Source organism: Enterobacter sp. R4-368 (assembly GCF_000410515.1).
Taxonomy (GTDB): Bacteria; Pseudomonadota; Gammaproteobacteria; order Enterobacterales; family Enterobacteriaceae; genus Kosakonia.
In genome coordinates this window covers 21,906-48,778 of sequence record NC_021492.1, presented here as the reverse complement: position 1 = coordinate 48,778, position 26,873 = coordinate 21,906, and the positions used below count along the sequence as shown (strand labels likewise).

The following is a 26,873-nucleotide window of genomic DNA, read 5'->3' as shown; positions in this document are numbered from 1 at the left end:
CGACATGGCGAGAGCCAGCAAGCGCCTCGAAGTGCTTGAAGCCATTGTGAGCATCATCGAGCGTGACGGCCTCACCGCCGTCACCCTCGACGCCGTAGCGCTCGAAACCGGCATGACACGCGCCGGCCTTCTGTATCATTTCCCGTCGCGCGAAGCCCTGATCCTCGCCACCCATGAGCATCTGACTCGCTCATGGGAACAGGAGCTGGAAGCGAGCGCCGGCAACACCTCGGACAGGGCGACAGACGCCGAACGACACGCCGCCTACATCAACACCTGCGCAAGAGCTGCCCGGCGGGTCGAACTGCTGCTCATACTGGAAAGCTCCGACAATCGGCAGCTTGGCGATCTGTGGCAACAGGTCATCGACCGCTGGGCACCTCCTGCGCCGATTGGAAACGACGCTGCCGAGTTGGACAGGTTCATTTCGCGCCTTGCCGCCGATGGGCTGTGGATTCACGAGGCGCTGTCGTCGCGCCCGCTCCCCGAGCAACTGCGCAAGCGTATCGCGGCGCGCCTCGTCGCGATGGCCGCCGGACCTGTTGAGGCGGAAGAAAACCTCCCGAAATAACTGGTGTCCCCCCACAACCCTACTGCGCCGGTGCTGCCGGCGCTTTCACGGTGATGGTGCATTGCTGATCTGAACCGACCGAGCACCAGGCCGCCGGCGTCGCCTTCAAGGTCGCGCGCATCTACTTGCGCGTCAGCACCGACGAGCAGGACTTGACCAGGCAGGCCGCCATCGTTGAGAGCACCAGGGCCGCCGGCTTCTACGTCGCCGGCATCTACCGCGAGAAGGCTTCGGGCGCTCGCGCCGATCGCGCCGAGCTGCTGCGCATGATCGGCGACCTGCAACCCGGTGAAGTCGTCGTTGCGGAGAAGATCGACCGCATCAGCCGCCTGCCGCTGCCCGAGGCCGAACGCCTCGTGGCCTCGATCCGCGCCCAGGGCGCGCGCCTGGCTGTCCCTGGCGTGGTCGATCTGTCCGACCTGGCCGCCGAGGCGAAGGGCGTGGCAAAGGTGGTGCTGGAGTCGATCCAGGACATGCTTTTGAAGCTGGCGTTGCAGATGGCCCGCGACGACTACGAGGATCGCCGCGAGCGGCAGCGGCAGGGCGTCGAGCTGGCGAAGGACGCCGGCCGCTACACCGGCCGCAAGGCCAACACGAAGGTGCATGAACGCATCGTGGCGCTGCGCACCGCAGGCCACAGCATTCCAGAGACGGCCAGGCTGGCCGGGTGCAGTGAAAGCCAGGTCAAGCGCGTATGGGCGCTGCACAACCAGGCGCAGGCGTGACCTACTCGGCCGCCTCCAGCTCGCGCAGGCATTCCATGATCGCCGCCCGCTCCAGCGGATCGAGCTTGGCGAGCTTCGCTTGCCAGCGGGCTTTCTTCCGCTTGATGCGCTCGCGCTCGCGGAAGTTGCTGCCGAGGTAGCGCAGATCGTGCAGCTCGGCCGGCTCGGGGTAGTTCATCCAGAGCCTTTCAATGGCGATGCCGCCGCGCGTCATCGCGTTGAACTCGATGGTTCTCCATGACGCCAAGGGAGAGCTGTCATAGATCGTTGAGCTGTAGCCCGACACCATCACCGCGCACGGCAGGCCGGCCAGCACGTCGAGCAGCCGCAGGTGGTCGGCGTCGTCGTATTCGTGGCGGTAGAGCTTGCCGCCGCGCCGGCTGTCCATCACGTAGGGCGGATCGACGTAGACGAACTCGGAGCCGGTGAACGGGTGGGACTCCAGCCAAGCCACGGCGTCGCCGTGGTGCAGCTCCAGGCCGGGCACGTCGAGCTGCTGCCAGACCTCGATCACCTCGGGATCAACGTCGATGCCGACGCTGCGGGCAGCGGGCCGCTTGCGCTCCAGGATGTTGCCGCCGCCCAGGTGCGTTTCGATGTACGTGTCGTGAGGCGGGATGTTGTTGATGATCGTCTGGTAGACGCCGGCACCGCCCTTGCCGCCGGGGTATCTCATGGCCTTCTTCCTGGAGTAAATCGGGACTTGGCCAGCATCGTCAGAAATGGCGATGCTGTCAAGGGAAGCCGGTCTGAAAGACTTCGCTATTTGCGAATGTGCCGCGATCCGTGTAAATAGCCAACGCTTGTTGCGAATGCGTGAGCCATGGCTAAAGAACCGGTCCAGCACGAAAGCCTGCTCCTGCCAGGCTATTGGCGAATAACCAGCTTCGGCGCACTGACCGAAAATCCAGCCGCAGCTGCCGGCGACCTCCTTATCCGTGCGGACCTGGCGGAATTGGCCAACTGGGAAGACTCCCCTGTGGATTGGGGCAGGGTCACGGGACGTCAGCGGCGGATGCTCGTGCCCGTTGGCGAGCTTCCGCGCCTTCATCTCAACGCTGTCCTGCATGACGGACGCCTCGCGAACGACCTCGTGGACCGGCTCGAATTCGAGCGCTGGATGCGCCGGGAGATCAACTGCGATAGGTCGAACATCACAGTAATCACTCGCGACCACAAGGACGACCAAGGCAACTATGTGGTTCCCGTTCGCGCCAAGTGGGCAAGCCAGCTCAGCGACCATGATCGTCATGGACTGTTTGTCGCATTCGGATCTGGCGAAGACCCCTATGCGCTAGTCATCCCCTGCGTCGAGGTGTTCCGCTTTTTCTACGCCACGTCAGATGTACTGGCAAAGTACTTCTTGAAGGACCGTTTTCTTGATCCCGGCGCCTACCTTTGGAATCCCAGCAAGACGGCTATCTCGAGGACTGACGGGAAAGCGGTCCTGTGGCTGCGGAAATGGATGCTGGATGCGGATGCCCGGTTCCTGGCGAGGTTCGCCTTCGACGAGTACGCCCTCGGCCAAGCCCAGGCGATATTCCTGAGTACCGCCGCTGCCAACGAGCCTTCGCATGAGCGACGCATAAGGGCGCTACCGCCGTTCCAAGGCACTGAAGAAGTCACGTTTCTTGGGATACCACTTGGCAGTGAAGAGCGCCCAAGGATCTTCGTCACGCGGCTATTGAGCTGCGACTGGAAGCCGCCCTTCACCGAACTGAAATGGGATCGGGACAACGACGGCCGTTCCGACCCCAACAAACGCGAGGAGCGCCCTCCGACTGAATGGAAACCCAGTCTGTTGAATCACGAGCAAAACTGAGCCACTAAAGGGCATCCGTCACGCCCAATTTTGAGCCACGTTATCCACCTACCCTGCTGTTTTTTGCAGCAGTGGGGTGCAGGAGTGATCAACGTGAGCACATTGAGCAAATTGCGCCGCATGGTCCACCGTGACCACCTGAGCGTGCGCGAAGCCAGCCGAAGGCTGGGCATCTCCCGCAATACAGCCGCCAAGTGGCTCGAGGCCGACGAGATGGTCGAGCCCCGCTACCCCAAGCGGGCCTCTCTTCCCAGCGTTCTCGATCCCTACAAGGAACAGCTGGCCACCTGGCTAAAGGCCGACAGCCACCGCAACAAGCGCGAGCGCCGTGGCATCAAGGCCATGTTCCGGGCACTGCAGGCCGTGGGCTACCCTGGCAGCCGAGGCCCGGTCTATGAGTTCGCCAAGCGCTGGCAGCAGGCACAGTCCGACGCGCCAACCCGAATGGCCTTCGTACCCATGAGTTTCGAGATGGGCGAGGCCTTCCAGTTCGACTGGAGCTGCGAGTACCTGTTCGTGGGCGGCCTGCGCAAACGCCTGGAGGCTTCGCACACCAAGCTGGCGGCCAGTCGGGCCTTCATGCTCACCGCCTATTTCAGCCAGGCCCACGAGATGTTGTTCGACGCCCATGCCCGAGCCTTTGCGGCTTTTGGTGGCGTGCCGCGCCGGGGCATCTACGACAACATGAAGACCGCCGTCGACAAGGTTGGTCAGGGCAAGAGCCGCACCGTCAATGCGCGCTTCGAGGCCATGACGGGTCACTACCTGTTCGAGCCAGAGTTCTGCAACCGCGCCGCTGGCTGGGAGAAGGGTATCGTCGAGAAGAACGTGCAGGATCGCCGTCGTGGCATCTGGATGGAGGCAGCGGAACGCCGCTGGCCCGACCTGGAGAGCCTCAATGCGTGGCTGCACCAGGCTTGCCTGGACGCCTGGCATGAGCTGCCTCACCCCGAGTGGCCAGAGCTGACGATCGCCGACGTCTGGCAGCAAGAGCAGACGCACCTGATGCCCAACCCTGCGCCATTTGATGGCTATGTCGAGCAGATGGCCAGGGTCACAGCCACCTCGCTGATCCACTACCAGCGCAATCGCTACAGCGTGCCATGCGAGTGGGCCCACACCAGTGTCAGCGTGCGGGCTTATCCCGATCGCCTGGTGGTGGTCGGTGCCAACTCGGAATCGCCAGAACAGCCGGTGAGCCTGCCGCGCAGCTTCGAGCGTGGCCAGACCTTGTACGACTGGCGGCACTACGTCAGCTTGCTCGAACGCAAGCCCGGCGCTTTGCGCAACGGCGCCCCCTTCAAGACCATGCCCGAGCCCTTGCAGCATCTGCAAGCGCACCTGCTTCGCCACCCTGGCGGCGACCGGGTGATGGCCCAGGTGCTCATGGCCATCACCCTGCACGGGCTCGATGACGTGCTGGTGGCCGTGGAGTTGGCGCTGCAATCGGGCCGCGTGAGCGCAGACCATGTGCTCAACGTGCTGGCCAGGCTCAAGGAGCCCCAAGCCGTGCAAAGCCTGCCTGAAGCAGCCTTGCCTTCACTGACGCTGCACGAGCCGCCTCAGGCCGACGTGTCGCGCTACGACAGCCTGCGCCAGTCCCAGGAGGATGACCATGTCCAATGACATCGCAGCAAGCCTCAAGGGCTTGAGCCTGCACGGCATGGCCAGTGCCTGGCCGGAACTGCTGGGCATCGCCCGGCTCAAATCGCTCGACCACGAAGCCCTGCTGCATCAGCTCATCAAGGCCGAGGGTGCACATCGGGAAGTGCGCTCCATGGCCTACCAGATGCGGGCGGCCCGATTCCCGCACCACCGCGACCTGGCTGGCTTTGCCTTTGATCAGGCGCAGGTGGACGAGGCGCTGGTGCGTCAGCTGCACGAGTTCAAGTTCATCGACTCAGCCCACAACGTGGTCTTCGTGGGCGGCCCTGGCACGGGCAAAACACACCTTGCCACAAGCCTGGGTGTTCATGCCATCCGTGCACATGGTAAGCGGGTGCGCTTCTTCTCGACCGTCGAGCTGGTCAATCTGCTGGAGGCCGAGAAAGCTCAAGGTAAGGCCGGGCAACTGGCACATCGGCTCATGTACGTGGATCTCGTCATCCTCGACGAGATGGGCTATTTGCCCTTCAGTCAAGCCGGTGGGGCCTTGCTGTTCCACCTGCTGTCCAAGCTGTACGAGCGCACCAGCGTGGTCGTCACCACCAACCTGTCGTTCTCGGAGTGGGCCAGCGTGTTCGGCGACGCCAAGATGACCACCGCGCTACTCGACCGACTCACCCATCACTGCCACATCGTCGAAACCGGCAACCAGAGCTGGCGCTTCAGGCACTCGACTGCACAACCGTCTTCGATCATCAGAGCCACACGAACCAAAACGGCCAAAGGAGCACCCCAGACAGATCACGCAGTAGACTTATCCACATCCGAACAGTCCATTTCTTCGTCAACTTAGTGGCTCAGTTTTGGACGTGACGCCTGGCTCAGTTTTGCTCGTGATTCAACACACGAAGCGCCAGAATGTTATTTTGTGCAGAGTGGCACGCAGTCCGGTTGCGCACACGCGAGTAGCTTCGCCCGCTTGCGCGGCGCATCGACAATAGAATCAAGTGTCGGCGGTTACCGCCTGAGGTTTGTGTGATCTGGAGAGCCGATCGGCGCGTTCGCATCCAGGCAGACTGCACCGCAATTCGTTCTTTGTCCGATCACGCGCACAAGCTCGAGAGGTGCTGCGAGACCGTGTCGGTCGTGCGGAGATCTCTCAGGACGCGGCCCTCTTTCCGCACGGAAGCAGTGTGAGGGGCGCTTTGGACCCTCAGAGATAGGAATCTAAAAGAGGTGCCTGCGCGCCGCCGGCAGACAATGACCCTAGTCCTCCAGGCGGTCGTCTTCTGCGACGTCACGTGCCCGTGACGCGTCGTATGATGTCGGCTGCTGTGGCCTCAATATCGAACCCGGGGTCGCTGATACAAATCTGCGGGGCTTTCGGGGCCTCGTAAATCTGAGACACGCCGGTAAAGGCGCGTAGAGTCCCAGCGCGTGCTCTTCGGTAGTGCCCCTTGACATCCCGAGCCTCACAAACTGACAGGGGGACATCAAGGAATACCTCGACGTATCGGTCGGGCCCGATGATGTCCCGTGCGGCTCTACGGTCCTCCTCAAAGGGGGAAACGAGCGCGACGGCTGCGAATATGTCACAGTTGTTGGCCAGCCTTGCAACCTCCGCGACCCGGCGCACATTCTCAGTTCGGTCAGCAGGCGCAAAGCCCAAGTCTCGACTCAGGCCCTGCCGTACAACGTCACCGTCCAAGAGGCATACTGGACAACCGCGCACTCGAAGCTGGCGAGCAATAGCTGCCGACAGCGTTGTCTTGCCCGCTCCGCTCAGGCCCGTGATCCAAACTGTGCGCATAACGCCCCTCGTGATGAGATTGCTTATTGCGAGCTCGCCAGACCGCAGCCGGCGCACAGATCTCCAAAGCCCGGAAACGACGTCCCGATCGCCTCCGCATCCACGACTGTTATCCCGTCTTCGCAGCGGGAGCTGGCGATGGCGAAAGCCATCCCGATTCGGTGGTCGTACGCCGTCTCAATTGAGACACCGCCCTTGAGCATTCGACTGCCCACGCCCGATATCACGGCGCCGTCGGGCTTGGATTCGACGACTACGCCAAGCTGGCGCAACCCGACGAGCATGGTCTCAATACGGTCACTTTCCTTAACTCTGAGCTCCTCCGCTCCGCGCACTACAGTGGTCCCGTTGGCAAACGCCGCGGCAATAAAGAACACGGGGAACTCGTCGATCATCCGGGGCGCGATGTCCGCGTCGAGCTCGATTCCGGACAGCTCGGCACCGGTGACCGTTATATCAGCGACTTCCTCTCCACCAGAGCTGCGGCGGTCCGAAAGCTCTACCCGCGCGCCCATGAGCCGCAGTGCGTCCACAATGCCGGTGCGTGTCGGATTTATTCCCACGTTCCTGATGGTAATTGAGGCGCCAGGATTGATAGCAGCCGCCACCATAAAAAAGGCTGCGGACGATATGTCGCCGGGAACAACAACGTCCCGGCCCTTCAGGCTGCTTCGCTCCACTTGGATTTCTTGCCCGTTGACGGAGACGTTGCCTCCGAAGGCGGCCACCATGGTTTCCGTGTAGTTGCGGGTGGGTTTCCTTTCTATCACGGTGGTGGCTCCATCCGCATAGAGGCCGGCCAACAGTACCGCCGACTTCACCTGGGCGCTGGCCACGGGCAAATCGTAAGTGATGCCCCGAAGCTTTGGCGTGCCGGTGATCCTCATCGGAGCGGTCCCGGAAGCTGACAGCTGAATTTGCGCCCCCATTTGGCCAAGGGGGGTCGCCACACGCCCCATCGGCCGTTTCGACAAAGAATGGTCTCCAACCAGCACGCTTTCGAAGGGCTGCCCGGCCAAGATTCCGGCCATAAGCCTCATCGCAGTACCCGCGTTGCCCGCGTCCAGTTCCGCATTTGGCCGCGTGAGCCCACTCTCGCCGGCCCCAGTGATGGTTACCTGCCCGTTCGCAATCTCAATGCTTACTCCCATGGCTCGCATCATTCCGATGGTGCTGACCACGTCTGCTGCCAGCAAGCACTTCCGAACCGTGGTAACCCCTTTAGCCAGAGAGCCGAGCATCACCGCGCGGTGAGAGATGGACTTGTCGCCAGGAACCTCAATCACTGTCGGGTTTTGGGTCAGACGGCCGGAAAACGTAACCTTCATTTGTGCCTCGCTAGAATTAGACTGCGAATTTCTCGCTATCGGGATTGTTTATTGACAACATTGGAGCGCAGCGGCCCCGGATGAATTCGATCAGCCTCTGTTCGCTTTCTTCCACGACCCTTACCGACTCCGCGGCTCGGCGACCGATGGCCGCCCGCAGGAAATAGTCACGCCAACCTTGTGCCGCCTGGTCAGCGAGGTGATGCAGCGAGTTTACATCGGCGGGCTGGCAAAATCCACTTCGCATGAGAATGGTCCCCAACCATCTTGCCCAGCTCCGCTGGTTGGCGAGGAAGCGCAGCGTTTTGGTCAGGCGATCTTCGTTGCCTTGGGCGGCACGAAAAGCCTCGCCGACGAGAACGGCCTTACGTTCGACCGCAGTACTAACCGATTCGATTCGCCCAATGGCGTTTGCCACGACCGTTTCAACCGATGGCAGGGCTCGGAAGTCGCGTCGAACTCTGGCGGTGAGAACATAGGGCGCCCCGTGCGTCGCTTCGCTAAACAATTGCTCATGGAACAGAGATAGGCGCCCGAGGGTGTCGAAGTGCTCGGCATAGACGTCACCAAGGACGTCGTACAGAGTCCTCTTGCCGGAGTCGAACTCCGCGCCTAGCAAATCAAAGAGACGCTGTGCGTGCGCAGCTTTTATGAGGCCGATGAGCTGTGAGTTGTCAACGGTTCCAATGACGCCCGTCTCCTCGTCGAGAGCGCGGACCAATATCAAATGAGTTCCAGCCGTGTTCGCGGCGAATTTCAGTTCCGGGCCTTTGACGCATGGCACTAACACGGGCTGCCCCGCCTCGAGCAGGGACTTGAGCGTGGCACCCAGTGCCGCAGGGACGGCCGCTACTTCCAAGGAGATGCCGAGTGCTTCGGCAATGCATTGCGTTTCTCCCGCACCAAAGAACATCGATTCGACCGAGCGCGAAGAAGGGCTCCCTGTAATGTAATGATCGATCGTTGCCAGCGCGAAATTATAAGCCTCGTAGCCGTAGGGAAGCAGATGCTCAACAGCCAACCCTTTGCTGACACGCCAGCAATTGAGTCCGTGGTGGTCGTAGGTGGTCCCATCTGCGATGAACCGAATCGAAGCCAGTTGCCGCATTTTTCCTCTCGCCCCCATCTAGATGATTGGGCCTTGAATTTCCCTGATTCGTGCGGCCTCCAGCGATGCGATGGCGCTCGTCAGTAGCCTGTTGGGGTACGGCACTGTTGCAAAGTTAGCGATGAGGCAGCCTTTTGTCTTATTCAAAGGCCTTACATTTCAAAAACTCTGCTTACCAGGCGCATTTCGCCCAGGGGATCACCATAATAAAATGCTGAGGCCTGGCCTTTGCGTAGTGCACGCATCACCTCAATACCTTTGATGGTGGCGTAAGCCGTCTTCATGGATTTAAATCCCAGCGTGGCGCCGATTATCCGTTTCAGTTTGCCATGATCGCATTCAATCACGTTGTTCCGGTACTTAATCTGTCGGTGTTCAACGTCAGACGGGCACCGGCCTTCGCGTTTGAGCAGAGCAAGCGCGCGACCATAGGCGGGCGCTTTATCCGTGTTGATGAATCGCGGGATCTGCCACTTCTTCACGTTGTTGAGGATTTTACCCAGAAACCGGTATGCAGCTTTGCTGTTACGACGGGAGGAGAGATAAAAATCGACAGTGCGGCCCCGGCTGTCGACGGCCCGGTACAGATACGCCCAGCGGCCATTGACCTTCACGTAGGTTTCATCCATGTGCCACGGGCAAAGATCGGAAGGGTTACGCCAGTACCAGCGCAGCCGTTTTTCCATTTCAGGCGCATAACGCTGAACCCAGCGGTAAATCGTGGAGTGATCGACATTCACTCCGCGTTCAGCCAGCATCTCCTGCAGCTCACGGTAACTGATGCCGTATTTGCAGTACCAGCGTACGGCCCACAGAATGATGTCACGCTGAAAATGCCGGCCTTTGAATGGGTTCATGTGCAGCTCCATCAGCAAAAGGGGATGATAAGTTTATCACCACCGACTATTTGCAACAGTGCCGGTCAGTTCCACTGAGGTGTACACGAAAGTGTTTGCGCTCGATGTCGCGGCACGGCACCGGGTGCAGTTCCAGATGCCCGGCGCGGATGCCGTGGCCCTGCTGAAAGGCCACTTATAGCTGGTCACAGTTGCAGGAGTAACAGATGAATGGTTCATATGACCCACATATCCCCTCCATTCCTGCACCGGTCCTGCAGCCCCATTGGGCATACCCATTTTATACCACCTATCGCAAGTGAATACCTTCAACAAGTAAGCGTTGTTTCGAATATTTCGTTTCGAATATTGCGTTTTTCGTTTGTTTCGTATAGCCTCTATTCAAGATGAAATACTGTTTACTTAAACAACCGTAGAAAACCTAGAAACCGAAAAACCGTAGAAACCGCAGAAACCGTAGAAACCGTAGAAACCGTAGAAACCACAGAAACCGTAGAAACCGTAGAAACCGTAGAAACACTCAATTGGAATAATGAACATGACCATTTCAACTCTAGATAAAGTAAGCCTTCCGGCTAAACAGGAGATTGATATCGCAATACGTAGCCAGAAAGCACTTGCAGAACATTTAGTTACTAAATTTGAGACACAGAAAATATCCATTAAGGATGCGCAGGATGTAGCCCATCAGATCGAATTACCCACTTCGGCACTTCGTCTGCTGTTAAGCATTCTTGGAGAACTCGCATCTGGTAACGCTGTACAGGTAGTTCCTGTGCAAGCTGAATTAACAACGCAGGAGGCAGCCAACTTACTGAACGTTTCACGTCCTCATCTGGTGAAACTGCTTGAGGATGGATTACTGCCTTATCATAAAACCGGTCGGCACCGTAGAGTCTTCTTTGCTGATGTGATCAGATACAAGGATCAGCGACTTCAAGAAAGTCTCGCAGCAATGAAAGAATTGTCCGACCTCAGCCAGGAGCTTGAGGAACAAAATGATACACACTCCCTACCCGGTAGTTTTTGACGCATGTGTCCTGTATCCGTCGCCACTACGCAACCTGTTGATGCATATTGGTTTAACTGATTTATGCCAACCTAAGTGGACGGCGGATATTCAGAACGAGTGGACGCGTAACTTATTAGCAAACAATCCTGGTTATGACGCGGCTAAGTTAGAGCGCACAGTGCAACTGATGAACAAGGCATTACCAGATGCAAATGTGACTAATTATCAATCTATTATTGGCGGATTGACATTACCTGACCCTGATGACAGGCACGTTCTCGCTGCTGCCATAAAATCTCATTCGGAGATAATTGTCACCGCTAATCTCAAAGATTTTCCGCCTAGTGAGTTGAATCAGTATGGCATTGAAGCCATGCATCCAGACGATTTTATCGTGGATTTGCTGGATCTGAATGCTGCACATGTTTTAAAAGCGGTTAACCGGGCCAGGACTAGCATGTCAAGACCGGCAATGGGCGTCGACGCATATCTGGATTGTTTATTCAGGCAACAGCTTCCCTTAACCGTAACTGAATTAGAAAAATCAAAAATACTCATTTGAATGACAGAGTTTTAGTCCATTAGCCAAGTGACATAGCAGCTTGGCAAGCATTCCGGCGCAGCTGCGCCGGTAATGGATGTTATTAAAAAAGCACCAAATCAACGGTTCAGAAGTATCAAAATTATCCGTGGTGATTCAGGAAGTAGCACCTGGACAGAATATCCAGAAATTCCAATGACGCACAAAAAAAGGCCGCAGTAGCGGCCTTTGACAAGAGCGTGAGCCCGAAATTTTTACCAATACAGATTACCTTTAAAGCAAGGCAGCAAGTTCTGCCGTTACGCGGTCAAAGCCAGCAAACAAGCGATCCTGTAAGAATTGCTGAAATATGGTTGGTTCACGTAAGGTGGCATGTTCCGCCAATGCTTTACTATATAAGCTCTGTATTTCTTTAAGGATTTTAATCCTTTCTATTTTTGACATATTTTGTCCCTTTTATATTTATTCACCAGAATCCATTTCTGGCTCTCTTATTATACCATTTTTGACTTTATCGTTTCATTTTAAGCACGAAATATTTAACGGACGAGAATGCCTGACTGAATCGCCACGGATAATCTAGACACTTCCGAGCCGTTGATAATACTGGTTTTCATATTCTGTCGGTGACATCTGATCGCTAGAACCATGCCGACGCTTACTGTTATAAAACATCTCGATGTAATCAAAAATATCACTGCGGGCTTCTTCCCGCGTTCCGTAGATCTTTTTCTTTATCCGTTCACGTTTCAACAACTGGAAAAAACTTTCTGCAACCGCATTATCATGGCAGTTACCGCGACGGCTCATGCTACCCTCCAGGCCGTGTGATTTCAGGAACGACTGCCACTCATGGCTTGTGTACTGACTGCCCTGATCCGAATGAACCAGCACCTGTTTTTCGGGATTACGCCGCCATACAGCCATCAGCAGTGCGTTCAGGACAATGTCCTTTGTCATCCGGGATTGCATGGACCAGCCGATAATTTTGCGTGAGAACAGATCAACAACAACGGCAAGATACAGCCAGCCTTCGTGGGTCCTGATGTAGGTTATGTCCGTTACCCAACGCTCATCAGGAGCATCCGGATTGAACTGTCGCTGGAGCCTGTTGGGTGACACGATACTGGCCTCGCTTTTACGTGCCCGCGGGCTTCGGTATCCGACCTGAGCCTTTATTCCGACACGTTTCATCAGTCTCCAGACTCTGTTTACTCCGCACTGTTGCCCGCTGTCACGCAGATCCAGATGGATTTTGCGATAACCATAGACGCATCCCGATTCCAGCCAGAACTGTTTAATCTGTCCTGTCAGTCTCAGGTCTGCCTGATGGCGTTGTGAATGCGGCTGCTGAAGCCAGGCGTAAAAACCACTGGGATGAACATCCAGCACCCGACAGAGCAGGCGAACAGGCCAGCAACAGGAGTTGTCACGGATAAAGGCGTACCTCAGTCGGACAGCTTTGCGAAGTACGCCGCGGCTTTTTTTAATATGTCCCGTTCGTCGGTAACCCGTTTCAGCTCTTTCTGGAGACGGCGGATCCCGGCCTGAGCATCTGACTGTTCTTTATTAGTGGAAGAATCCGGACCGTACTTCTTTATCCAGGCATAAAGGCTGTGGGTGGTGATATCGAGACGTGTTGCAACGCTGGCAACAGAATAACCGCGATCAACAACCTGTTTGACTGCTTCAGTTTTAAACTCTTCGGGATAACGCTTACCGCTCATGGGCACCTCTCTTTAAGCCATCTTAAATGACTCTGAGGTGTCTGTTAAACCCGTGGCGATTCAGACGTTGATAACGTTGAGATATGTTAATTTATGGAGAGCAGGTCAAAGTGTCGACGCCGACCAGGAATAATCTCAATCAGACATTCTCACTCATTACCTGCTTGCCTGTAATCCAGCATGTAAAAGAATATGGACGCACTAATCCACACAGGAACAAAGGACATGGTTTACATAGCGGCAACGCCACGGGCTTATATCGGGCAATCGGTTGGCAGTGGTCAGTGTGTGGCGTTTACTCAAAAGGCAGCCAATATGCCGCGAACGGCAGCATGGCGACGCGGCGCACTGGTTAAAGGAAATACATCGATTACCCCGGGCACAGCAATAGCAACGTTTGATGCCGATGGTCGATACGGAAATCATACCGATGGCAGATCCCACGCAGCAATTTATCTTGGACAGGATGAAAATGGGATTCAGGTTCTGGATCAGTGGATGGGACACAGTACCGATAGACGAGGCGAAAAAATAAAAACACCTCATCCTGTCAGTCAGCGCACAATCCGATTCACTCAGCAACCACGCCCCGAAAACGTAGGAGGGAATTACTATGTCGTGGAGTAAAACATTAATTTTAGGTAGCGTGGCCTTGCTTTTTTCCAGTTCTGTTTTTGCCGAAAAAGTAAGCTGCCCGCCTGTTTTAAAAGAAGGCAACAAAACACACCGAATGAATTTAGTTGATGTCTTCGTTGGGCCGCCAGAAGAAAGGGCGTCACTATTACCGGATACGGATGAAGAAATGGTATGGACCCTTAAGGATTCTCAGGATTATGCGAAGAAGCATAACACGTCCGTATTTCTTGTTTGCCAGTATAAGGGAACACTTAAAACTGCCACTGTAAAGGTACCCACAACAGCACAGAAATGTTCTGCGTGGTATGGAAACAGCAAAGAAGAGTTTTACGCCTCCTGTGAATAAATCCGTCTAATTGCCAGATATCGCCCAGCCGGTGTTTCTGGCAATTCCTTTCCCACAGATGACCTGCTCCCCCATTTATTAACATGCGTCATCGACTGTGGGATAAATTAAGAACTTCCGCTGTTCGCTCACAGCGGACATCGATCTTCGCGCCGGTCCGCTCAGTGCCAAACGCAGACGTTGATAACGTTGAGATATGTTAATTTATGGGGAGCAGGTCAATTAAGCCTGCTGAACTACAAAATGTCAGTCAGCAGGCAACTAATCTCACTCACTCTAGATCGGCATGAAGCATTTTTATCTCTTCAGTATGCAGCTTATTAAGATTGATTTGGCACTGATAAATATAGGGCCAGTAATCATAGGTGTCCTCACCGATTTGCGACCCAACGCCTAAACAGAAGTTCTTGCGATACTCTTTCCATGAATTTTGCGATTCTAGGAAAAGCTTACTGAAGACATCACCAATGGTCAGTTGAGGATCCTTACTTTTATATACGGGCCCAGTATTGTTCTCCTTTATTTGCACGACTGTTTTGGCAATTAGCTCATCCATGCTTTTATTGCTTTTGTCACTAAGAGTGTGTAAGCATTCAGAAGCTTTTCCACGGTCAGCATTATTACGCCAACAAGTATCAGTTTCTGGCCCGGCAATAATATCTGCTTTTTCAGCACTGAAGGCTGACGGAGCTAAAGCCAAAAAAATAATCGCTAACATTATTTTCTTCATTGTAAGTACCTGATTCTGTGTCTTGTAGACTCATAACGCATAAGTGATGAATCTTCCCGGATGAAGTTAATAAGCGCTGTTCTGCCAGCAATTGCAGCCTCGATTAAACTTGCTGGATGTCTTATGCCCTGGTAAAAAATATCGACAACGACATCTTTTATTTTCTGGTCGAGTTGATCCCATGAGGGTGCGTTCGTTTTTTTTGCTGCTGTTTTTTCATAAAAAGGTTTGGCGTAATTCTTTTTCTCTAAGTAAGAACGTTTGAATAATTCAATCTGTTGCACATAGCTTATCTCACCAAATAGCTGCCATGTGGTATCGACAAAAACCTTTGCCTGTCGTCCACTAAGATATGCTGCGTTTGATGCAATCACTGCGCGATATTCTTCTATACCAAGACTTCGCAAGGTTGAAAAAATCTCTCCAGCAGTTCGCATCTTCATGTCGTAACCGCGACCCAGTGTGACGCCTGATACATCGCCAGGCCAGTGCAGTATTCGGGAGAAATAGTCAGGTCTTTTGGGTGCCCTCTTGGGAGCATAATCCGGGAATATATAATCATTCCCTTCAGCATCAAAGGTAACCTGGCCTTCAGGCACCTTTAACTGTGCCGCCCCGACAGTCTTACGCCATGGCTGTAAAACAACGTTATTTATAGCTTCCTGAAGCCAGATATCATCCAGGATGAATCATTCCGGCAGGCTTCATAGAGAGCATATTCTGAAACCAGCGAATACCTTCAATTGTATCCCTGTCACACTTGCCTGTAATCTTAACGTCTCGTCCGGTTAGTTCTTGATAACCTGACTCACTGAGTGTTTGCTGAAACCACAAAACTTCTTCTGGCTTGTTGTTGCCACACTCCCCCAGAGTGGAATCTATCCGCATAATATGCGGTCTGTAGCTTTTTCTACTACTCATAAACGCTCCCCTATCCCTTGATGCGTCAACAAATTTTTTTACTATTATGCAATCTTAAAATTGTGAGCGTCACTGGGGAAAACTGTAACAAAAAATGCCGTAAAAGTTTTACAACGGTCTAAACGGATGGCTAAGACAGACACAATTTTTGCGAATTGTCAGCATCGCATCTTTAATGCCCGGCTTCCGGCATATCCCGAGTGCACTGATGACCTGCTCCCCGTTGATTCACACTGAATGCTGTTAGAAATGCCCGTTCCTCGCTCAAAGCTGCCCCTGGATTTACCTCCGGCAGCTTCGTGCCAGGAACGGCCATTGCCAGCATCCTGTTATGTTGGTTTATGGAAAGCATGTCATCGTATCAGGGACATTTTGCAAGCGGCCCCTTTAATGGGGACCAGGCATTGTTCTTTCGGTTAAGTAAAATTCGCGAAGGCTACCGAAAGCGCGGCACAGATGTCCGGGACCGATGGATGTGAACAGCCAGGCCAGCCCCTTAATTACCAGCATTACCCAGCACCACAATTTGTGACGGTGCATCATTTTTATAGCGGATCGTTACTCGCTGCCCGGGTTTAAATTCATCGGCATCGAATATTTTGATCACCACATCTTTTTTGGTCACAACCTTTTCCGTTCCGGCGGTGAATTCGACTGTAAGATTCAGGGATAGCCGGCCTTCGGCGTTCTGATTTTGATGCTGAGCCGCGTCAACGATCAGTGCGGAGGTTTCAGTTCCCTCCTTCTTTATTGCCTCGTTGATGCGCGCTGAGACGATGGAATTGCGAATACCGATAATGACCACCACCGTAATTACAGCGATGGCAACAATCAGGCCCCACATCGCGAAATTTGCCATTTTCATCTTCTTAAATAAATGTGGTTAACGTGCCAAAAAAAGTCCGGAGCCCGGATAAAGTTGTCTCCGCCCCGCTTACAAACTGAATTTTATTGTCGTGACGTTTAAGCTCGAATGGTTTGTTTTTGATCGAAAACGCCCCTGCTGAGATACTCATCACTGAGGTGCTGATGGCTGTTGTTGTAAAGCCAAAAGAAGCACCGGTGAAACTTTCTGACAGACCAGTCATGCTGAAAGAGTTGCCGGTAAAGCTTTCATTATGTGCCTTTGCCTTACTTTTAATGTTGGGCGCGTCGAGGTTGATTTTCGTGGTGCTGCGCAGAGTAATATCCTGTGGACTGAATATCGTAATCGTGCCGTCGTTGACATTATGCGTCCAGTTGCCGCTGTTAACGTTAATCACCACCCCGTCGTGTATCGTTTCGGTTCGGCCACCAGCACCGATGGTCGTTTCCTGTCCCTGATCATAGGTTTCCGTCAGTTTCCCGGTTACGTGATGTGACTCCCTGCCATTGATCGTTGTATCGCGATAACTGGTCACTTCAACCGAATCCCCGCCATCAAGGATCTTTAACCTTCGCCCATTCTGTATGGTGGTGTGCTCGCCATTATCAACGTTTGTTGTTCGTTTCTGATGGTAATGGAAGCTCGCATCACCGGTTACGTCATCAGTCTGTTCTTTTTTAATGGTAGTTATGCGATTGCCATCAATACTGACGCTCTGATCGTTTTCAACGGATACAGCCATATCTTTTTCTGAGTGCAGATCGATAAGCTCACGTCCGGGACTGTCCTCAAAAAAAAGGTAACTGGCATTATCCTTGTGGCCGTCTTTACTCCTGGTCATAAAGCCCATCACCGTGGCGGCGGCAGGCAGCTCCCACGGTGGCATACTCGCTTCATTGTAGACACGGCCAGTAATAATTGGTCGGTCAGGATCCCCGTTGATAAAATCGATAACCACTTCGTCACCCACGCGGGGGATCTGCATGCCACCAAAACCCTGGCCAGCCCATGCGCTTGAAACCCTCACCCAGCATGAACTGGTGTCATCACCTTTAGCCTGTCGGTCCCAGTGGAATTTTACTTTTACCCTGCCATATCGATCAGTCCATATAGATTCGCCCTGTGGACCGACTACACGCGCTGTTTGCGGCCCGTGCGTACGTGGCCATTCTGTCCGTTGTGCGGAACGGAAGGTAGTCTTTGCTGGAATGACCGCACAATTAATTTGATGAACACTGTCGGTCATGCTGCCACTGGCGTAGCTGTTCTCTTCAAGGGTGTAGCCTGCACTGACGACAAGATACTCACCGCTTTTGTCTGTATCTGACGGGTTCTCAAGAGTAAATGTATACCCCGGTGTTATTCCCAGCGCAGTGCCGGAGGCATCGATGCGTTGCTGCTCAGCCTGCCATTCTTCCTGCCGGATACGGGCATAAAATTCACCGTGCTGGTGATCAACAAAGCGACCCGGCCATTCGTAATAATCGATCTGTCCCGGTAATGGGGACGATGGGTTCTGACGAGCCTGGAACATCCAGGCATTGGGCTTACGGAAATCGTAGTCATCAATACTGTAGAGACCCGGGGTTACCCGCTCACTGATAGCCCACTGCCCTATACCTTCTTCGCTGGTTGTTCCTCCCGAAAGGCTGGAGTGATATGGGATGACCTCATAGCCACTTACCGGATGATGATTCTCGGCCGAATCCATCAGCACAAGCGTATGAGAGTCCGCCTCATGCCGGAAAAAGAAATATATCCCTTCCAGCTCCATCAGGCGGGAAATAAAGTTGTAGCTGCTTTCCTGATACTGAACACAGTATTCCCAGATACGGTATTCACCGGTAAGTTTATCTTCCGTTCTGACGCCATATTCAGCCAGAATGGTCTTGATAATATCGGGTACACGCTGGCTCTGAAAAATTCGCTGATTCCGGTCGCGCAGCAGTGGCCATAAGTCGGATTCAATTTTGAGAAGATAGACCGCGTAACGAACGCCGTTCAGCTCAGTATTCTGAAGGTTTACTTCTGTTATTTTTCCGTTGAAATAACGCGGTTGCACATTTTGTGTCGGTACAGTGACAGTCAGGGGTTTTCCCAGTAATGCTTTGCGATCAATACGGTCATCCTGGCTCAGCATGGTCACATTCAGTGTAAATGAACGGGACATCACTTCCGTACCATTCAGTTTCCAGAACAATAGCGATTCAGCGCCAGCGGGAGGGGTTACCGTAATGCGGTTAAACATTTATCTTCTCCGTGGAACGATTTACCGTCTGCCATATGGCTGAACTGTCCATCGTCAGAGTGAGTATCAATATGCCGAACCAGACACCGCCGTGGTATTCGAGTTCTGGCTAATATTGTGAAACGCAAAAGCAAGATGGCTATCTTACAATTGTGAATTGACTGGAAAACAGCTTTCTGCGTTTTCCTGAACCGTCACGGCTTATTTACAGACAATTCTTAACACCGGATAGAAATTCGCACTCCCGGGTTTAAAGAAGCGTGACCCTGAAGGTATCGCAGGCACATTCCGTCGGAAATCAGGCTGAACAGGGTACAGTGCTACACGAACGGTAGGGGTAGACATCGCAGTTAGTTATTCCTGTTTGATGCAATGTCTCAGTGAAGTTCAGATTTATAAAATCAAATCAAGATAAACGGAAAGTCATTGCGAAGCCCATGCGCAAGTTCGTGCTCAGGATAAAACATAACCGCTAACTTCCCGAAACAACTTGAATCGCCGAGATTTTGACGTCCGCTTCTCGCTCAGAGCGGACCTTTGCTCAGTGAGTTAGTTCGCTCCGTGCCCGAAGCGGAAGTTGGGATGCCAGGGACCCTCTAAAAGTAATGGTTCATTTTGCCGGAATACTAACAATTTCATTCATGCTTACTCGTCGATGTGATTTTCTTGGCATAAAATGATTTCTTTTTTAGAGAGATTATCTTCTTATTTTTTAATCGCTCATGGAATGGAGTAAAGAATGAGACCACCGATTACTGATGATGAACTGGATTTACTGAACCAGGATATGGACACACTAAGCCATGCTCAATTCACTGGAAGCCAGGTAATCGACGTTCTCAGGCTGCTTGAAATGCGACGTCAGACAGCAAAGCTGGAGGCAATAAAACGTTTGTTAGAGCAAAAGGAGGGATAGCGCTTGGCGGTGATTTTGAATTGCAACTGTTTCTGTAGTCATTTTTGTGGGAGCAGACCACAAAATTGACTACTTATGATCCTCACTCAGAACTGCCCTTTAAGCCCTGTGTTGGGGCAGTTTTGTGTCAGAAAGGGACATAATTGTTATGAGAAACAGGCATAGACGTTCCACATTAAAAATGAGTTCAGCCTGGCCTGATAACTTATGTTTTCAGAGCGTGCCAGCAATTGCAGCAACCGCGAGTAAAACCCCAGTAAGAATGTTATGAAGAAAAAGATTGAAGCTGAGGGAGGGCTGCTTTAAATCAAGGCGCCACGTCTGCCAGAACAGATGCGTCGCAATCAGCATCATGACGATGGCATAAGGCAGTTTCATGTGCATTAGCCAGCCGCCATATGTCCACAGCAGAACGGTAGCTGCGTAGAAAAACATTATGATGCCCTTTCCGTGCGGACCAAACAGCAACGCCGTCGACCGAATGCCTATCCGTACATCATCTTTTGCATCAACGTAGGCATAGACGGTGTCATACCCGATCTGCCATGCCACCGCGCCAAGCCAAATTAAAACTGCGCCAAAGGGTATTTCTCCCTGAATCTCTGCCCATGCCATCAGCATGCCCCAGTTAAAGGCAGCGCCAAGAACGGCCTGAGGCCAGTAGGTAAATCGCTTACAGAAAGGGTAAATGATAACTAGCGGCACGACAGCTAAAGCTAAAATACGTGTAAACGGCGCGAGGAAATAAAGCAACGATGCAGCACATAACAATTGCGATAAAAAGAAAAAAAGAGCCTTACGTGTTGAAATTTGTCCGCTTGCCAAAGGACGGAAACGGGTTCTTTCCACATGCGCATCAAAGTTACGATCTGCAATATCATTGACTGTTGAACCTGCGCTTCTCATCAGAAAAGCACCCAGGCAAAAAATAAGCGTTTCTTTCAGTGCAGGCCATCCGTTCGAAGCCTGAAACAGTGCTGCCACACAAGGGAATAATACCAGCCAGATACCTACAGGGCGATCGACGCGTGCCAGCCTGAGGTACGGCCTCAGTATGGGTGAGAACCAACGGTCGACCCAGTCATTGTGTTTAATGTCACTCAAATCAGGAGAGCCTGAAGCCATACTGTTAATACCCTGAAGATGAAAGCAGTTACTGTATATGCAATAGTGTAATGATTCCAATCTCATGCGATCTCATCCATGTTCACTGGCGGAATGTCCGCTGCGTGCCAAAAGCAGACGTTGATAACATTGAGATATGTTAATTTATGGGGAGCAGGTCAAATAATGTTTGGGATTTTTTCGGAAAATGCTCCGATTGAAGAATGGGATGAAATGGTTCTACCTTCATCGATCGTGATTAATGAATTTAAGGAAAACTTCAACATTCCATTAGCTTATTGGAATATTAAAGATTACAGGAATAGTTGGAAACGCTCCATCGAGGAGGGTTTGCAGCGCGGAAATCATGCTGTATTAGCAGTATCTATGTATGAGCCCGGTCATACAAACTTTGTATTTACTTGGGTGTTGTATCTTGAAGGCAAAAATGTACTTATCCAAAATAAAATGATTTTCTTGGATGAACATCTTGGATTTAATCCAGAGAATATTAATGATTATGTCGAAAAACGTGAAACTCATAACGAAGATGGACGAAAGATATCCGAGTGGTCTACTGATCTAAATAGCATAATTAATTTTTATCATAACCTTTAAAACTAAAACCGATCCCGCCCCCTTTGCCGGGATCGGTTTTACCGGGGTGGGGTCAGTTCACAGACCACAAAAATGACTACTTCCGCTGTTCGCTCAAAGCAGCCCTTCATGCCTGCTTAAAAAAGCTTAACGTAGGATTTTTTCCGTTTTCCAGGCGGACCTCGCTATGTACGATAACCTCGCCGTCCGGTTTTCGTCGCCACACGGCCATCATGAGCGCATCCAGCGCCAGTTCGCGTGAGAGAGTGGGTTTCATCGACCAGCCCACCACGTTACGGGCGAAGAGATCGATAACCACCGCCAGATATAACCAGCCCTGCCAGGTGCGGATATAGGTAATGTCGGTTACCCAGACCTGATTGGCCCGGACAACGGTAAACTGCCGCTGCACACGATTAGGCGCAACCACTGAAGGTCTGCCGGCGATACGACGCGGAGCTTTATAGCCGCGCACGGCTTTAATCCGGTTCAGTTGCATAATACGGCCCACCCGATTTTTACCGCAGATTTCCCCGATTTCGTTCAGGTCGCCATGAACCCGGCGGTAACCGTATACGCCTCCGCTCAGTGAATAGGAGTCACGGATAAGCGTCAGCAGACGCTGGTTATCTTTATCCCGCGCGGAGACCGGGTTATGCAGCCACGCATAAAACCCGGCCCGGGCAACGCACAACACCCGACACATCGTCATGACACCCCATACAGTGCGGTGCTCATTGATAAAGCGGTACTTCAGTCGGGCTCCCTTGCAAAGTACCGCGCGGCCTTTTTCAGTATGTCCCGTTCTTCCTCAGTGCGCTTCAGTTGGGCCCTGAGCTTCAGGATCTCGCTTTTCGCTTCCAGTAAATCACGGGCATGCTGCTCGCTGTTATCGGGTTTAATAGCCCGTAACCACTTATAGAGACTGTGTGCTGAAACGCCCAGCCGGTCAGAAACTTCGGCGACGGAATAACCGCGTTCCGTTATCTGACGGACGGCTTCTTCCTTAAATTCAGGTGTAAATCGTGGTGTGCCCATACGCTCCTCCTATGCTCAAACTATAGGGCAGGATCGTCTACCGGGGCGGGGTCAGTCCAACTATAGGGCAGGATCGTCTACCGGGGCGGGGTCAGTCCAGTGTTTGGCATGAACACGCCGGAATACCTGCGGCGGAAGCAGGAAAAGGTGGCTCACTATGACAGGGAATACGGACCGGGGCGGTGGTGGCAGTGGAATGCCGCTGCCGATCCTGGCGGTTTTGCTATTCCGCCATTTCCTGCCCGTTGACGTGAATCCTGGCTTATGTCAGCCGATAACTTGCTGTCGTCCGACAATTGAAAGGCCGCTGCCGCGCCCGGTTCCTCCGGGCTTGTCCAACCCGCCCTGTCCGGACAGATATATCCTGTCCGGACAGGGCGGGTTACCGTTTCTGTACTGTGCCTGTAGTTAAATTGTGGAAACGCACGGCGTCCTGCCGTGCTTTTTAAGGGGAGTGGCTGAAGCCGTTTGGCATAGATGTTCAGCCGGAACCGACGGAATTTCCGGGACGCATAATTTTACGTTCGGCGGCCTGTTCGCCGCCTGACGCCGGGCAAGTACTGCGTGTGGTCATTGACCGGTTGATCGGCAAAAAAGCTCCCGTGGGGGTTCATGGCAGAGTTCAGTCTTTGCTCACAATAAAAAGCTTACCAATCCGGTGATCTTCGCCGGTAAACTCACGGTGAGCCTGCACCATCATGGCCCAGCACTTGGTAAGCCCCTCTAAAGCCACTGATGCGGAGGCCAGCGCGGCGGTATCATCAGAGTTAAGCTGTGCCAGCCTGGCCCGTCTCTTCTCGTCGAAAAGTCGGCCTTCCTGGCTGAAAGATGTTCCCCGGTTGTTGAAATTTTTCGAGACGATAGCCAGCAGGGTTCCTGCAAAAGCGAGGCTTTTCCTGTGGTTCTCCAGCATATCCGCCATAGGTGACTGCCTGTCGTTCGCGACACGGAGGCCGTAGGTCTGCATCCGGAATATCGCATTATCGATTTCATCCCTACGCCGCCGGCTCTCTTTCGTGGTCTGTTCCAGCCTGGCGATGGCATCCACCAGACGGTTCCTCGTAAGCAGACTGATTTCCCTGCCCTTAAAGGCTTCCCGGGCGACTTCAAATACGGAGCCGGTATCGCTTAACAGCCGGTTCCGTTTATCCAGCCAGATAAGTTCGTTGTTCACCAGATGAATCGCCAGCTTATAGCCCTCCTGGGTGGTCAGCTGGGGCAGCCAGCTGCGCGCAGTGAGATAGGCTGCGACGGCGGCTGCGGCCATGACCAGATTGAGCAGGGCGGAGAGCCACTCGGCCGGGCCACTGTCTTTCACTGTCTGGCCAAAAAGAATAATCAGGATCAGGAGGGTAAAGGCCACCACGGAAAAGGCGTGCAGCCACCGTTCTGTCCGGCTGAATTTCACGGGCGCACCTCCCCGGCAGGTTTGTGCGTTGTCTCCGGGAGCAACTCGTCGTGCGGCTCCGGGCTCTCATTGACCCGCACCCCGATCGCCATCCCGGCGTCATGGCAGGCCTGCAGCCAGCCGGCCACCTGCAGGGGGTCGCCTGCAATCCGGGTTACCCGGCCGCCGGTGTTCCACAGCTGCAGGCAGGTGGTGCCGTCGAGGCGTATCACAAAATCCCCCCGGCACGCGGTGTGCGTGACCCCCTCCAGACAGACCGGCACATCGTCACCGGACGGACCGGGACTGCCTTCCGCAATGGCCGGCACCAGCGGCAGCACCCGGACGTCGGTGGCACGCTGTCGGGCCAGTGTCTTCTCCTGCTCGGCGGCCAGCAGCGGGGTGGCCAGCGCCCGGCCGGCATCCGTCAGTTCAGCGGCCAGCTGCAGATTCGGCGCGCGCAGCAGGCGCAGCCAGCCCGCGTCTTCCATACGCCGGCAGGAGGCGCGCAGGTTCGGCCCGTACACCGGGCGATCGCCGCCCTGCGCCAGCAGCCGCTCGATATCCCGGGTGGCCACCGGCCCCGGACGTCTGGCACCGAGGGCGGCCAGCACGATGAGAATACTGCGCTGCAGCGGTGACGGCCGGCGGATCATAATTGTCCGCGCGGACGAAAGTCAAGCAGGCGCTGCAGGCGGATCTCATCCTCTCTCACCCTTAACTGCTGTGCTTTATCCGTTCCGTCAGTGCACTTTGCCGCCAGGACTGTAAAGAAGGTCTGCACACCACTGGCCTGCTCCCACCTGGAAAGAAATCCGCGTGTGCCCTTCCAGTTGTCATTCACCAGTCTTTTAATTTCTTCTTCCGTTTCCTGCAAAAGCTGCTCATAGCTGAGTGAAAACGTCACTTCGTCTTTCATCCTGCACGCTCCGTCTGGTTATGTGCGGTAAGGGTTAAAATCATATTCTGAATGATTAATATGTAGTCTGTTAAAAATCATATCAGGTATTCTTTTATCAAAAATGACAGATATCATATCTGATATGGTTTTATTCATATTTCTTTTAATTCATATCCCTGACCGCGTTCCCGCCGCGCAGATCCGGAAAAAGGCAAAGTCGGATCTTTATTAGCTGCCGGTTCGGAGGGATGTATGAGACAGTAGCTGGTAAGAACCTTCGTGCGAAGGGTTATCTTTCACAACTGGCAGAAGGTTCGCTTTGAGCGAATAGTGCACATTATGAATATGCAGTCGTTTTGAGATTATACAGGATGATAAAATGAGGGTGTCTGCCCCGTAACGCGACGGAACATCGTCGCGAACGATGAGGCATTGTCGTATCCAAGAGAGAGCGCCACGTCAAACACCGGCCTGCCTGTTATCAACAACGCCAGCGCGCGGACCACACAAGCTCGCTGGCGCCAGGCTGAAAATGACATGCCGATTTCCCGTAAAAAAAGGCGGCGAAATGTGCTGGCGCTCATAAACAGCGCCCTGGCCCAGCGCTCAGCAGGATCGTGAACAGACGGGGCGATTAAAAACGCCTGACAAAGCGCCAGCAGAGCCGGATGTCGGGGAAGCGGAATGTCGAACTCGCGAACCGGCATTGCCGCCAGTTCCAGTAATAGCAACTTTACCAGCGCACAATCGCGTGCGCTTTCATATAGCGGCGGCAAATCCACCGCTTCAAGCAGTAACTGACGTAGTAATGGCGATACGCTTACCACTTCACAGCGACGGTGTTTAATAAACCCCATCGTGTATGTGGGTTCAATATATAAGCTACGGGTGGTAACGCCCACAAACCGGACCGCGTGTATGGTGTCGGGTGGGATCCATACCGCATGCTGTGGGGGAACCACCCATTCTCCGTCACAGGTTGAAACGTGCATCAGTCCTGTTGCGCCATACAGAAGCTGCGCGCGGCGGTGCTGGTGTGGTTGCAGGAAAAATCCCTCCGCATAGTCGTTTCCTAGCGCTACTACCTCCCGATTCAGATGATCTAAATCGTCAATTTTTCCGTTTCGCACATTCGCCTCCTTCTGACCGGTTTGAAAGGATAATTGAGCGCCATGCAAATGGGAAGCGGTGCGCTGGCGCGATAAGCTGCTGGCTCATTTTCACAACGAGATACTTCTTTGAACGATCTGATGATTATCGCACTGGCCGGTTTTACTACCGGCATGACAACAGTGCTTTTTGGCTTTGGCGGCGGCTTTGTAGTGGTACCGTTTGTTTACCAGCTGCTGGTGCGGCAGCCACCGCTGGCAAGTGATGCGATGCATATCGCCGTGGCCACTTCAACGGCGGTGATGATTTTTAACGCGGGCTGGGTCAGCTTTCAAAACTGGCGTGCGGGCAGGCTTTCTTTGCCCATCTTATTCCCGCTGTTGTGGTTTATCGCAGTGGGCGCAGTGGCCGGTTCGTGGTTGGCGGGAATATTAAGCGAGGTGTTGATTCGCGAGCTGTTTATTTTTTATATGCTGATGACAATTGGGGACTGTCTGTTGCGCAAAGGTTTCTTCAGCGGCAATGCGCCGCGTCGTTTGTCACTTTTGACGGTCACCGGTGGCGGTATGCTAATCGGCACAATTGCCGCATTGCTGGGCGTGGGTGGCAGCGTAATGACGGTGCCGTTGTTGCGCCGACACGGTCATACGATGCGAGAGTGTATTAGCGCGGCTAATCCGCTTTCCCTGCCGGTGGCGTTGTGCGGTGCGGTGACCTATGCGATAAGTGGTTGGCACAAAATTTCGGCAGGCGGTTTTGTGGGTTTTATCAGCCTGAAGATTCTGGGCCTGCTCCTGGTGGCTGGCTGGGCGGGTATAGTATTTAGCCGCCGGGTGATTCCCGCCGTCCCTGATGTCTGGCACGCGCGAATCTACGTGATGCTGTTGTGCATGGTACTGGTGGCTATGTTGCTTTAAGCAAATCCTGCTTTGCAGATTTAGTTGCTTTTACAGCGGCAATATCTGCAT

General features: G+C 53.6%; 28 protein-coding genes and 2 pseudogenes. 12 read left to right on the top strand and 18 right to left on the bottom strand.

Annotated features, from left to right (window positions below; genetic code table 11):
- The first annotated feature begins 4 nt into the window (after nucleotides 1-4).
- Both H650_RS23800 and H650_RS23795 read left to right on the top strand, forming a co-directional pair.
- Nucleotides 5-571: a TetR/AcrR family transcriptional regulator gene (locus tag H650_RS23800; RefSeq protein WP_003830785.1), complete on the top strand. Its 567-nt coding sequence runs from the start codon at nucleotides 5-7 to the stop codon at nucleotides 569-571.
- A 125-nt stretch (nucleotides 572-696) separates the two neighbouring features.
- Nucleotides 697-1,296, top strand: a complete 600-nt coding sequence (locus H650_RS23795; RefSeq protein ID WP_016495561.1) for a recombinase family protein — start codon at nucleotides 697-699, stop codon at nucleotides 1,294-1,296.
- A 1-nt stretch (nucleotide 1,297) separates the two neighbouring features.
- On the opposite strand, the gene H650_RS23790 is transcribed toward H650_RS23795, so the two are convergent.
- Nucleotides 1,298-1,972 (bottom strand): DNA adenine methylase, encoded by a 675-nt coding sequence (locus H650_RS23790; RefSeq protein ID WP_016495560.1) that lies wholly within the window; start codon nucleotides 1,970-1,972, stop codon nucleotides 1,298-1,300.
- A gap of 147 nt (nucleotides 1,973-2,119) precedes the next feature.
- Between H650_RS23790 and H650_RS23785 the strand changes: the two genes are divergently transcribed.
- From H650_RS23785 to istB, 3 genes are all read left to right on the top strand, one after another.
- A complete protein-coding gene (locus tag H650_RS23785; protein WP_016495559.1) occupies nucleotides 2,120-3,118 on the top strand; it encodes a hypothetical protein in 999 nt (332 codons plus the stop codon).
- 93 nt (nucleotides 3,119-3,211) lie between these two features.
- Nucleotides 3,212-4,744 (top strand): IS21-like element ISAav1 family transposase, encoded by a 1,533-nt coding sequence (istA, locus tag H650_RS23780; protein ID WP_016495558.1) that lies wholly within the window; start codon nucleotides 3,212-3,214, stop codon nucleotides 4,742-4,744.
- Nucleotides 4,734-5,576: an IS21-like element ISAav1 family helper ATPase IstB gene (gene istB, locus H650_RS23775; RefSeq protein ID WP_016495557.1), complete on the top strand. Its 843-nt coding sequence runs from the start codon at nucleotides 4,734-4,736 to the stop codon at nucleotides 5,574-5,576. The genes istA and istB overlap by 11 nt, the downstream gene beginning before the upstream one ends.
- A gap of 444 nt (nucleotides 5,577-6,020) precedes the next feature.
- Here the strand turns inward: istB and cysC are convergent, their stop codons facing one another.
- The 4 genes from cysC to H650_RS23755 form a co-directional block, all read right to left on the bottom strand.
- A complete protein-coding gene (gene cysC / locus H650_RS23770) occupies nucleotides 6,021-6,533 on the bottom strand; it encodes an adenylyl-sulfate kinase (RefSeq protein ID WP_016495556.1) in 513 nt (170 codons plus the stop codon).
- A gap of 23 nt (nucleotides 6,534-6,556) precedes the next feature.
- Entirely contained in the window at nucleotides 6,557-7,861 is a 1,305-nt protein-coding gene (gene aroA, locus H650_RS23765) for a 3-phosphoshikimate 1-carboxyvinyltransferase (protein WP_016495555.1), read from the bottom strand.
- Nucleotides 7,862-7,877: 16 nt separating this feature from the next.
- Nucleotides 7,878-8,969 (bottom strand): hypothetical protein, encoded by a 1,092-nt coding sequence (locus H650_RS23760; RefSeq protein ID WP_016495554.1) that lies wholly within the window; start codon nucleotides 8,967-8,969, stop codon nucleotides 7,878-7,880.
- 152 nt (nucleotides 8,970-9,121) lie between these two features.
- A complete protein-coding gene (locus H650_RS23755; protein WP_001067855.1) occupies nucleotides 9,122-9,826 on the bottom strand; it encodes an IS6-like element IS26 family transposase in 705 nt (234 codons plus the stop codon).
- A 40-nt stretch (nucleotides 9,827-9,866) separates the two neighbouring features.
- On the opposite strand from H650_RS23755, the pseudogene H650_RS25555 reads away from it, so the two are divergent.
- The 3 genes and pseudogenes from H650_RS25555 to H650_RS23745 all read left to right on the top strand — a co-directional run.
- Nucleotides 9,867-10,007 (top strand): annotated as a pseudogene (locus tag H650_RS25555) (phage integrase family protein); the annotation flags it as partial.
- A 357-nt stretch (nucleotides 10,008-10,364) separates the two neighbouring features.
- Entirely contained in the window at nucleotides 10,365-10,856 is a 492-nt protein-coding gene (locus H650_RS23750; protein ID WP_016495551.1) for a helix-turn-helix domain-containing protein, read from the top strand.
- Nucleotides 10,825-11,400: a PIN domain-containing protein gene (locus tag H650_RS23745; RefSeq protein WP_044489850.1), complete on the top strand. Its 576-nt coding sequence runs from the start codon at nucleotides 10,825-10,827 to the stop codon at nucleotides 11,398-11,400. Before H650_RS23750 ends, H650_RS23745 begins: the two co-directional genes overlap by 32 nt.
- Before the next feature lie 252 nt (nucleotides 11,401-11,652).
- Here H650_RS23745 and H650_RS25815 read toward each other — a convergent pair whose 3' ends face one another.
- The gene (locus tag H650_RS25815) at nucleotides 11,653-11,823 is read right to left on the bottom strand and encodes a hypothetical protein (RefSeq protein WP_016495549.1); all 171 of its coding nucleotides are present in this window, start codon (nucleotides 11,821-11,823) and stop codon (nucleotides 11,653-11,655) included.
- Nucleotides 11,824-11,958: 135 nt separating this feature from the next.
- Nucleotides 11,959-13,106 (bottom strand): IS3 family transposase gene (locus H650_RS23740; protein WP_110093710.1). Its coding sequence is split into 2 segments (ribosomal slippage): nucleotides 11,959-12,869 and nucleotides 12,869-13,106, totalling 1,149 coding nucleotides; the frame shifts between segments, so codons are not numbered across the junction.
- Between the two features lie 225 nt (nucleotides 13,107-13,331).
- On the opposite strand from H650_RS23740, the gene H650_RS25050 reads away from it, so the two are divergent.
- Nucleotides 13,332-13,733 carry a BPSL0067 family protein gene (locus H650_RS25050; RefSeq protein ID WP_071925300.1) on the top strand — a complete coding sequence of 134 codons (402 nt, stop codon included), beginning with the start codon at nucleotides 13,332-13,334 and terminating at the stop codon, nucleotides 13,731-13,733.
- Entirely contained in the window at nucleotides 13,720-14,088 is a 369-nt protein-coding gene (locus H650_RS23730) for an STY0301 family protein (protein ID WP_016495545.1), read from the top strand. The genes H650_RS25050 and H650_RS23730 overlap by 14 nt, the downstream gene beginning before the upstream one ends.
- Nucleotides 14,089-14,359: 271 nt before the next feature.
- Here H650_RS23730 and H650_RS25550 read toward each other — a convergent pair whose 3' ends face one another.
- The 6 genes from H650_RS25550 to ubiA form a co-directional block, all read right to left on the bottom strand.
- A complete protein-coding gene (locus H650_RS25550) occupies nucleotides 14,360-14,818 on the bottom strand; it encodes a DUF1311 domain-containing protein (protein ID WP_016495544.1) in 459 nt (152 codons plus the stop codon).
- Nucleotides 14,815-15,417: a DUF8812 domain-containing protein gene (locus H650_RS25545; RefSeq protein WP_189660127.1), complete on the bottom strand. Its 603-nt coding sequence runs from the start codon at nucleotides 15,415-15,417 to the stop codon at nucleotides 14,815-14,817. The genes H650_RS25550 and H650_RS25545 overlap by 4 nt, the downstream gene beginning before the upstream one ends.
- Nucleotides 15,418-15,493: 76 nt before the next feature.
- Complete coding sequence (locus H650_RS25540; protein WP_016495542.1) at nucleotides 15,494-15,739, bottom strand: hypothetical protein; 246 nt, start codon at nucleotides 15,737-15,739, stop codon at nucleotides 15,494-15,496.
- 496 nt (nucleotides 15,740-16,235) lie between these two features.
- A complete protein-coding gene (locus tag H650_RS23715) occupies nucleotides 16,236-16,598 on the bottom strand; it encodes a DUF3592 domain-containing protein (protein ID WP_016495541.1) in 363 nt (120 codons plus the stop codon).
- A 10-nt stretch (nucleotides 16,599-16,608) separates the two neighbouring features.
- Nucleotides 16,609-18,852: a type VI secretion system Vgr family protein gene (locus H650_RS23710; protein ID WP_016495540.1), complete on the bottom strand. Its 2,244-nt coding sequence runs from the start codon at nucleotides 18,850-18,852 to the stop codon at nucleotides 16,609-16,611.
- Nucleotides 18,853-19,981: 1,129 nt separating this feature from the next.
- A complete protein-coding gene (ubiA, locus tag H650_RS23705) occupies nucleotides 19,982-20,893 on the bottom strand; it encodes a 4-hydroxybenzoate octaprenyltransferase (protein ID WP_016495538.1) in 912 nt (303 codons plus the stop codon).
- Between the two features lie 165 nt (nucleotides 20,894-21,058).
- Between ubiA and H650_RS23700 the strand changes: the two genes are divergently transcribed.
- The gene (locus H650_RS23700; protein WP_044489868.1) at nucleotides 21,059-21,490 is read left to right on the top strand and encodes a hypothetical protein; all 432 of its coding nucleotides are present in this window, start codon (nucleotides 21,059-21,061) and stop codon (nucleotides 21,488-21,490) included.
- A 136-nt stretch (nucleotides 21,491-21,626) separates the two neighbouring features.
- On the opposite strand, the pseudogene H650_RS25535 reads toward H650_RS23700, so the two are convergent.
- The 5 genes and pseudogenes from H650_RS25535 to H650_RS23670 all read right to left on the bottom strand — a co-directional run.
- Nucleotides 21,627-22,507: pseudogene (locus H650_RS25535) on the bottom strand (IS3 family transposase); the annotation flags it as partial.
- Nucleotides 22,508-23,129: 622 nt separating this feature from the next.
- Entirely contained in the window at nucleotides 23,130-23,915 is a 786-nt protein-coding gene (locus H650_RS23685) for a hypothetical protein (protein WP_016495535.1), read from the bottom strand.
- Nucleotides 23,912-24,550: a hypothetical protein gene (locus H650_RS23680; RefSeq protein WP_016495534.1), complete on the bottom strand. Its 639-nt coding sequence runs from the start codon at nucleotides 24,548-24,550 to the stop codon at nucleotides 23,912-23,914. Before H650_RS23680 ends, H650_RS23685 begins: the two co-directional genes overlap by 4 nt.
- Complete coding sequence (locus H650_RS23675; RefSeq protein WP_016495533.1) at nucleotides 24,547-24,813, bottom strand: hypothetical protein; 267 nt, start codon at nucleotides 24,811-24,813, stop codon at nucleotides 24,547-24,549. The genes H650_RS23680 and H650_RS23675 overlap by 4 nt, the downstream gene beginning before the upstream one ends.
- 344 nt (nucleotides 24,814-25,157) lie before the next feature.
- Nucleotides 25,158-25,925, bottom strand: a complete 768-nt coding sequence (locus H650_RS23670; protein WP_016495532.1) for an AraC family transcriptional regulator — start codon at nucleotides 25,923-25,925, stop codon at nucleotides 25,158-25,160.
- 108 nt (nucleotides 25,926-26,033) lie between these two features.
- On the opposite strand from H650_RS23670, the gene H650_RS23665 reads away from it, so the two are divergent.
- Nucleotides 26,034-26,822 carry a sulfite exporter TauE/SafE family protein gene (locus H650_RS23665; RefSeq protein ID WP_016495531.1) on the top strand — a complete coding sequence of 263 codons (789 nt, stop codon included), beginning with the start codon at nucleotides 26,034-26,036 and terminating at the stop codon, nucleotides 26,820-26,822.
- Nucleotides 26,823-26,873: the final 51 nt, after the last annotated feature.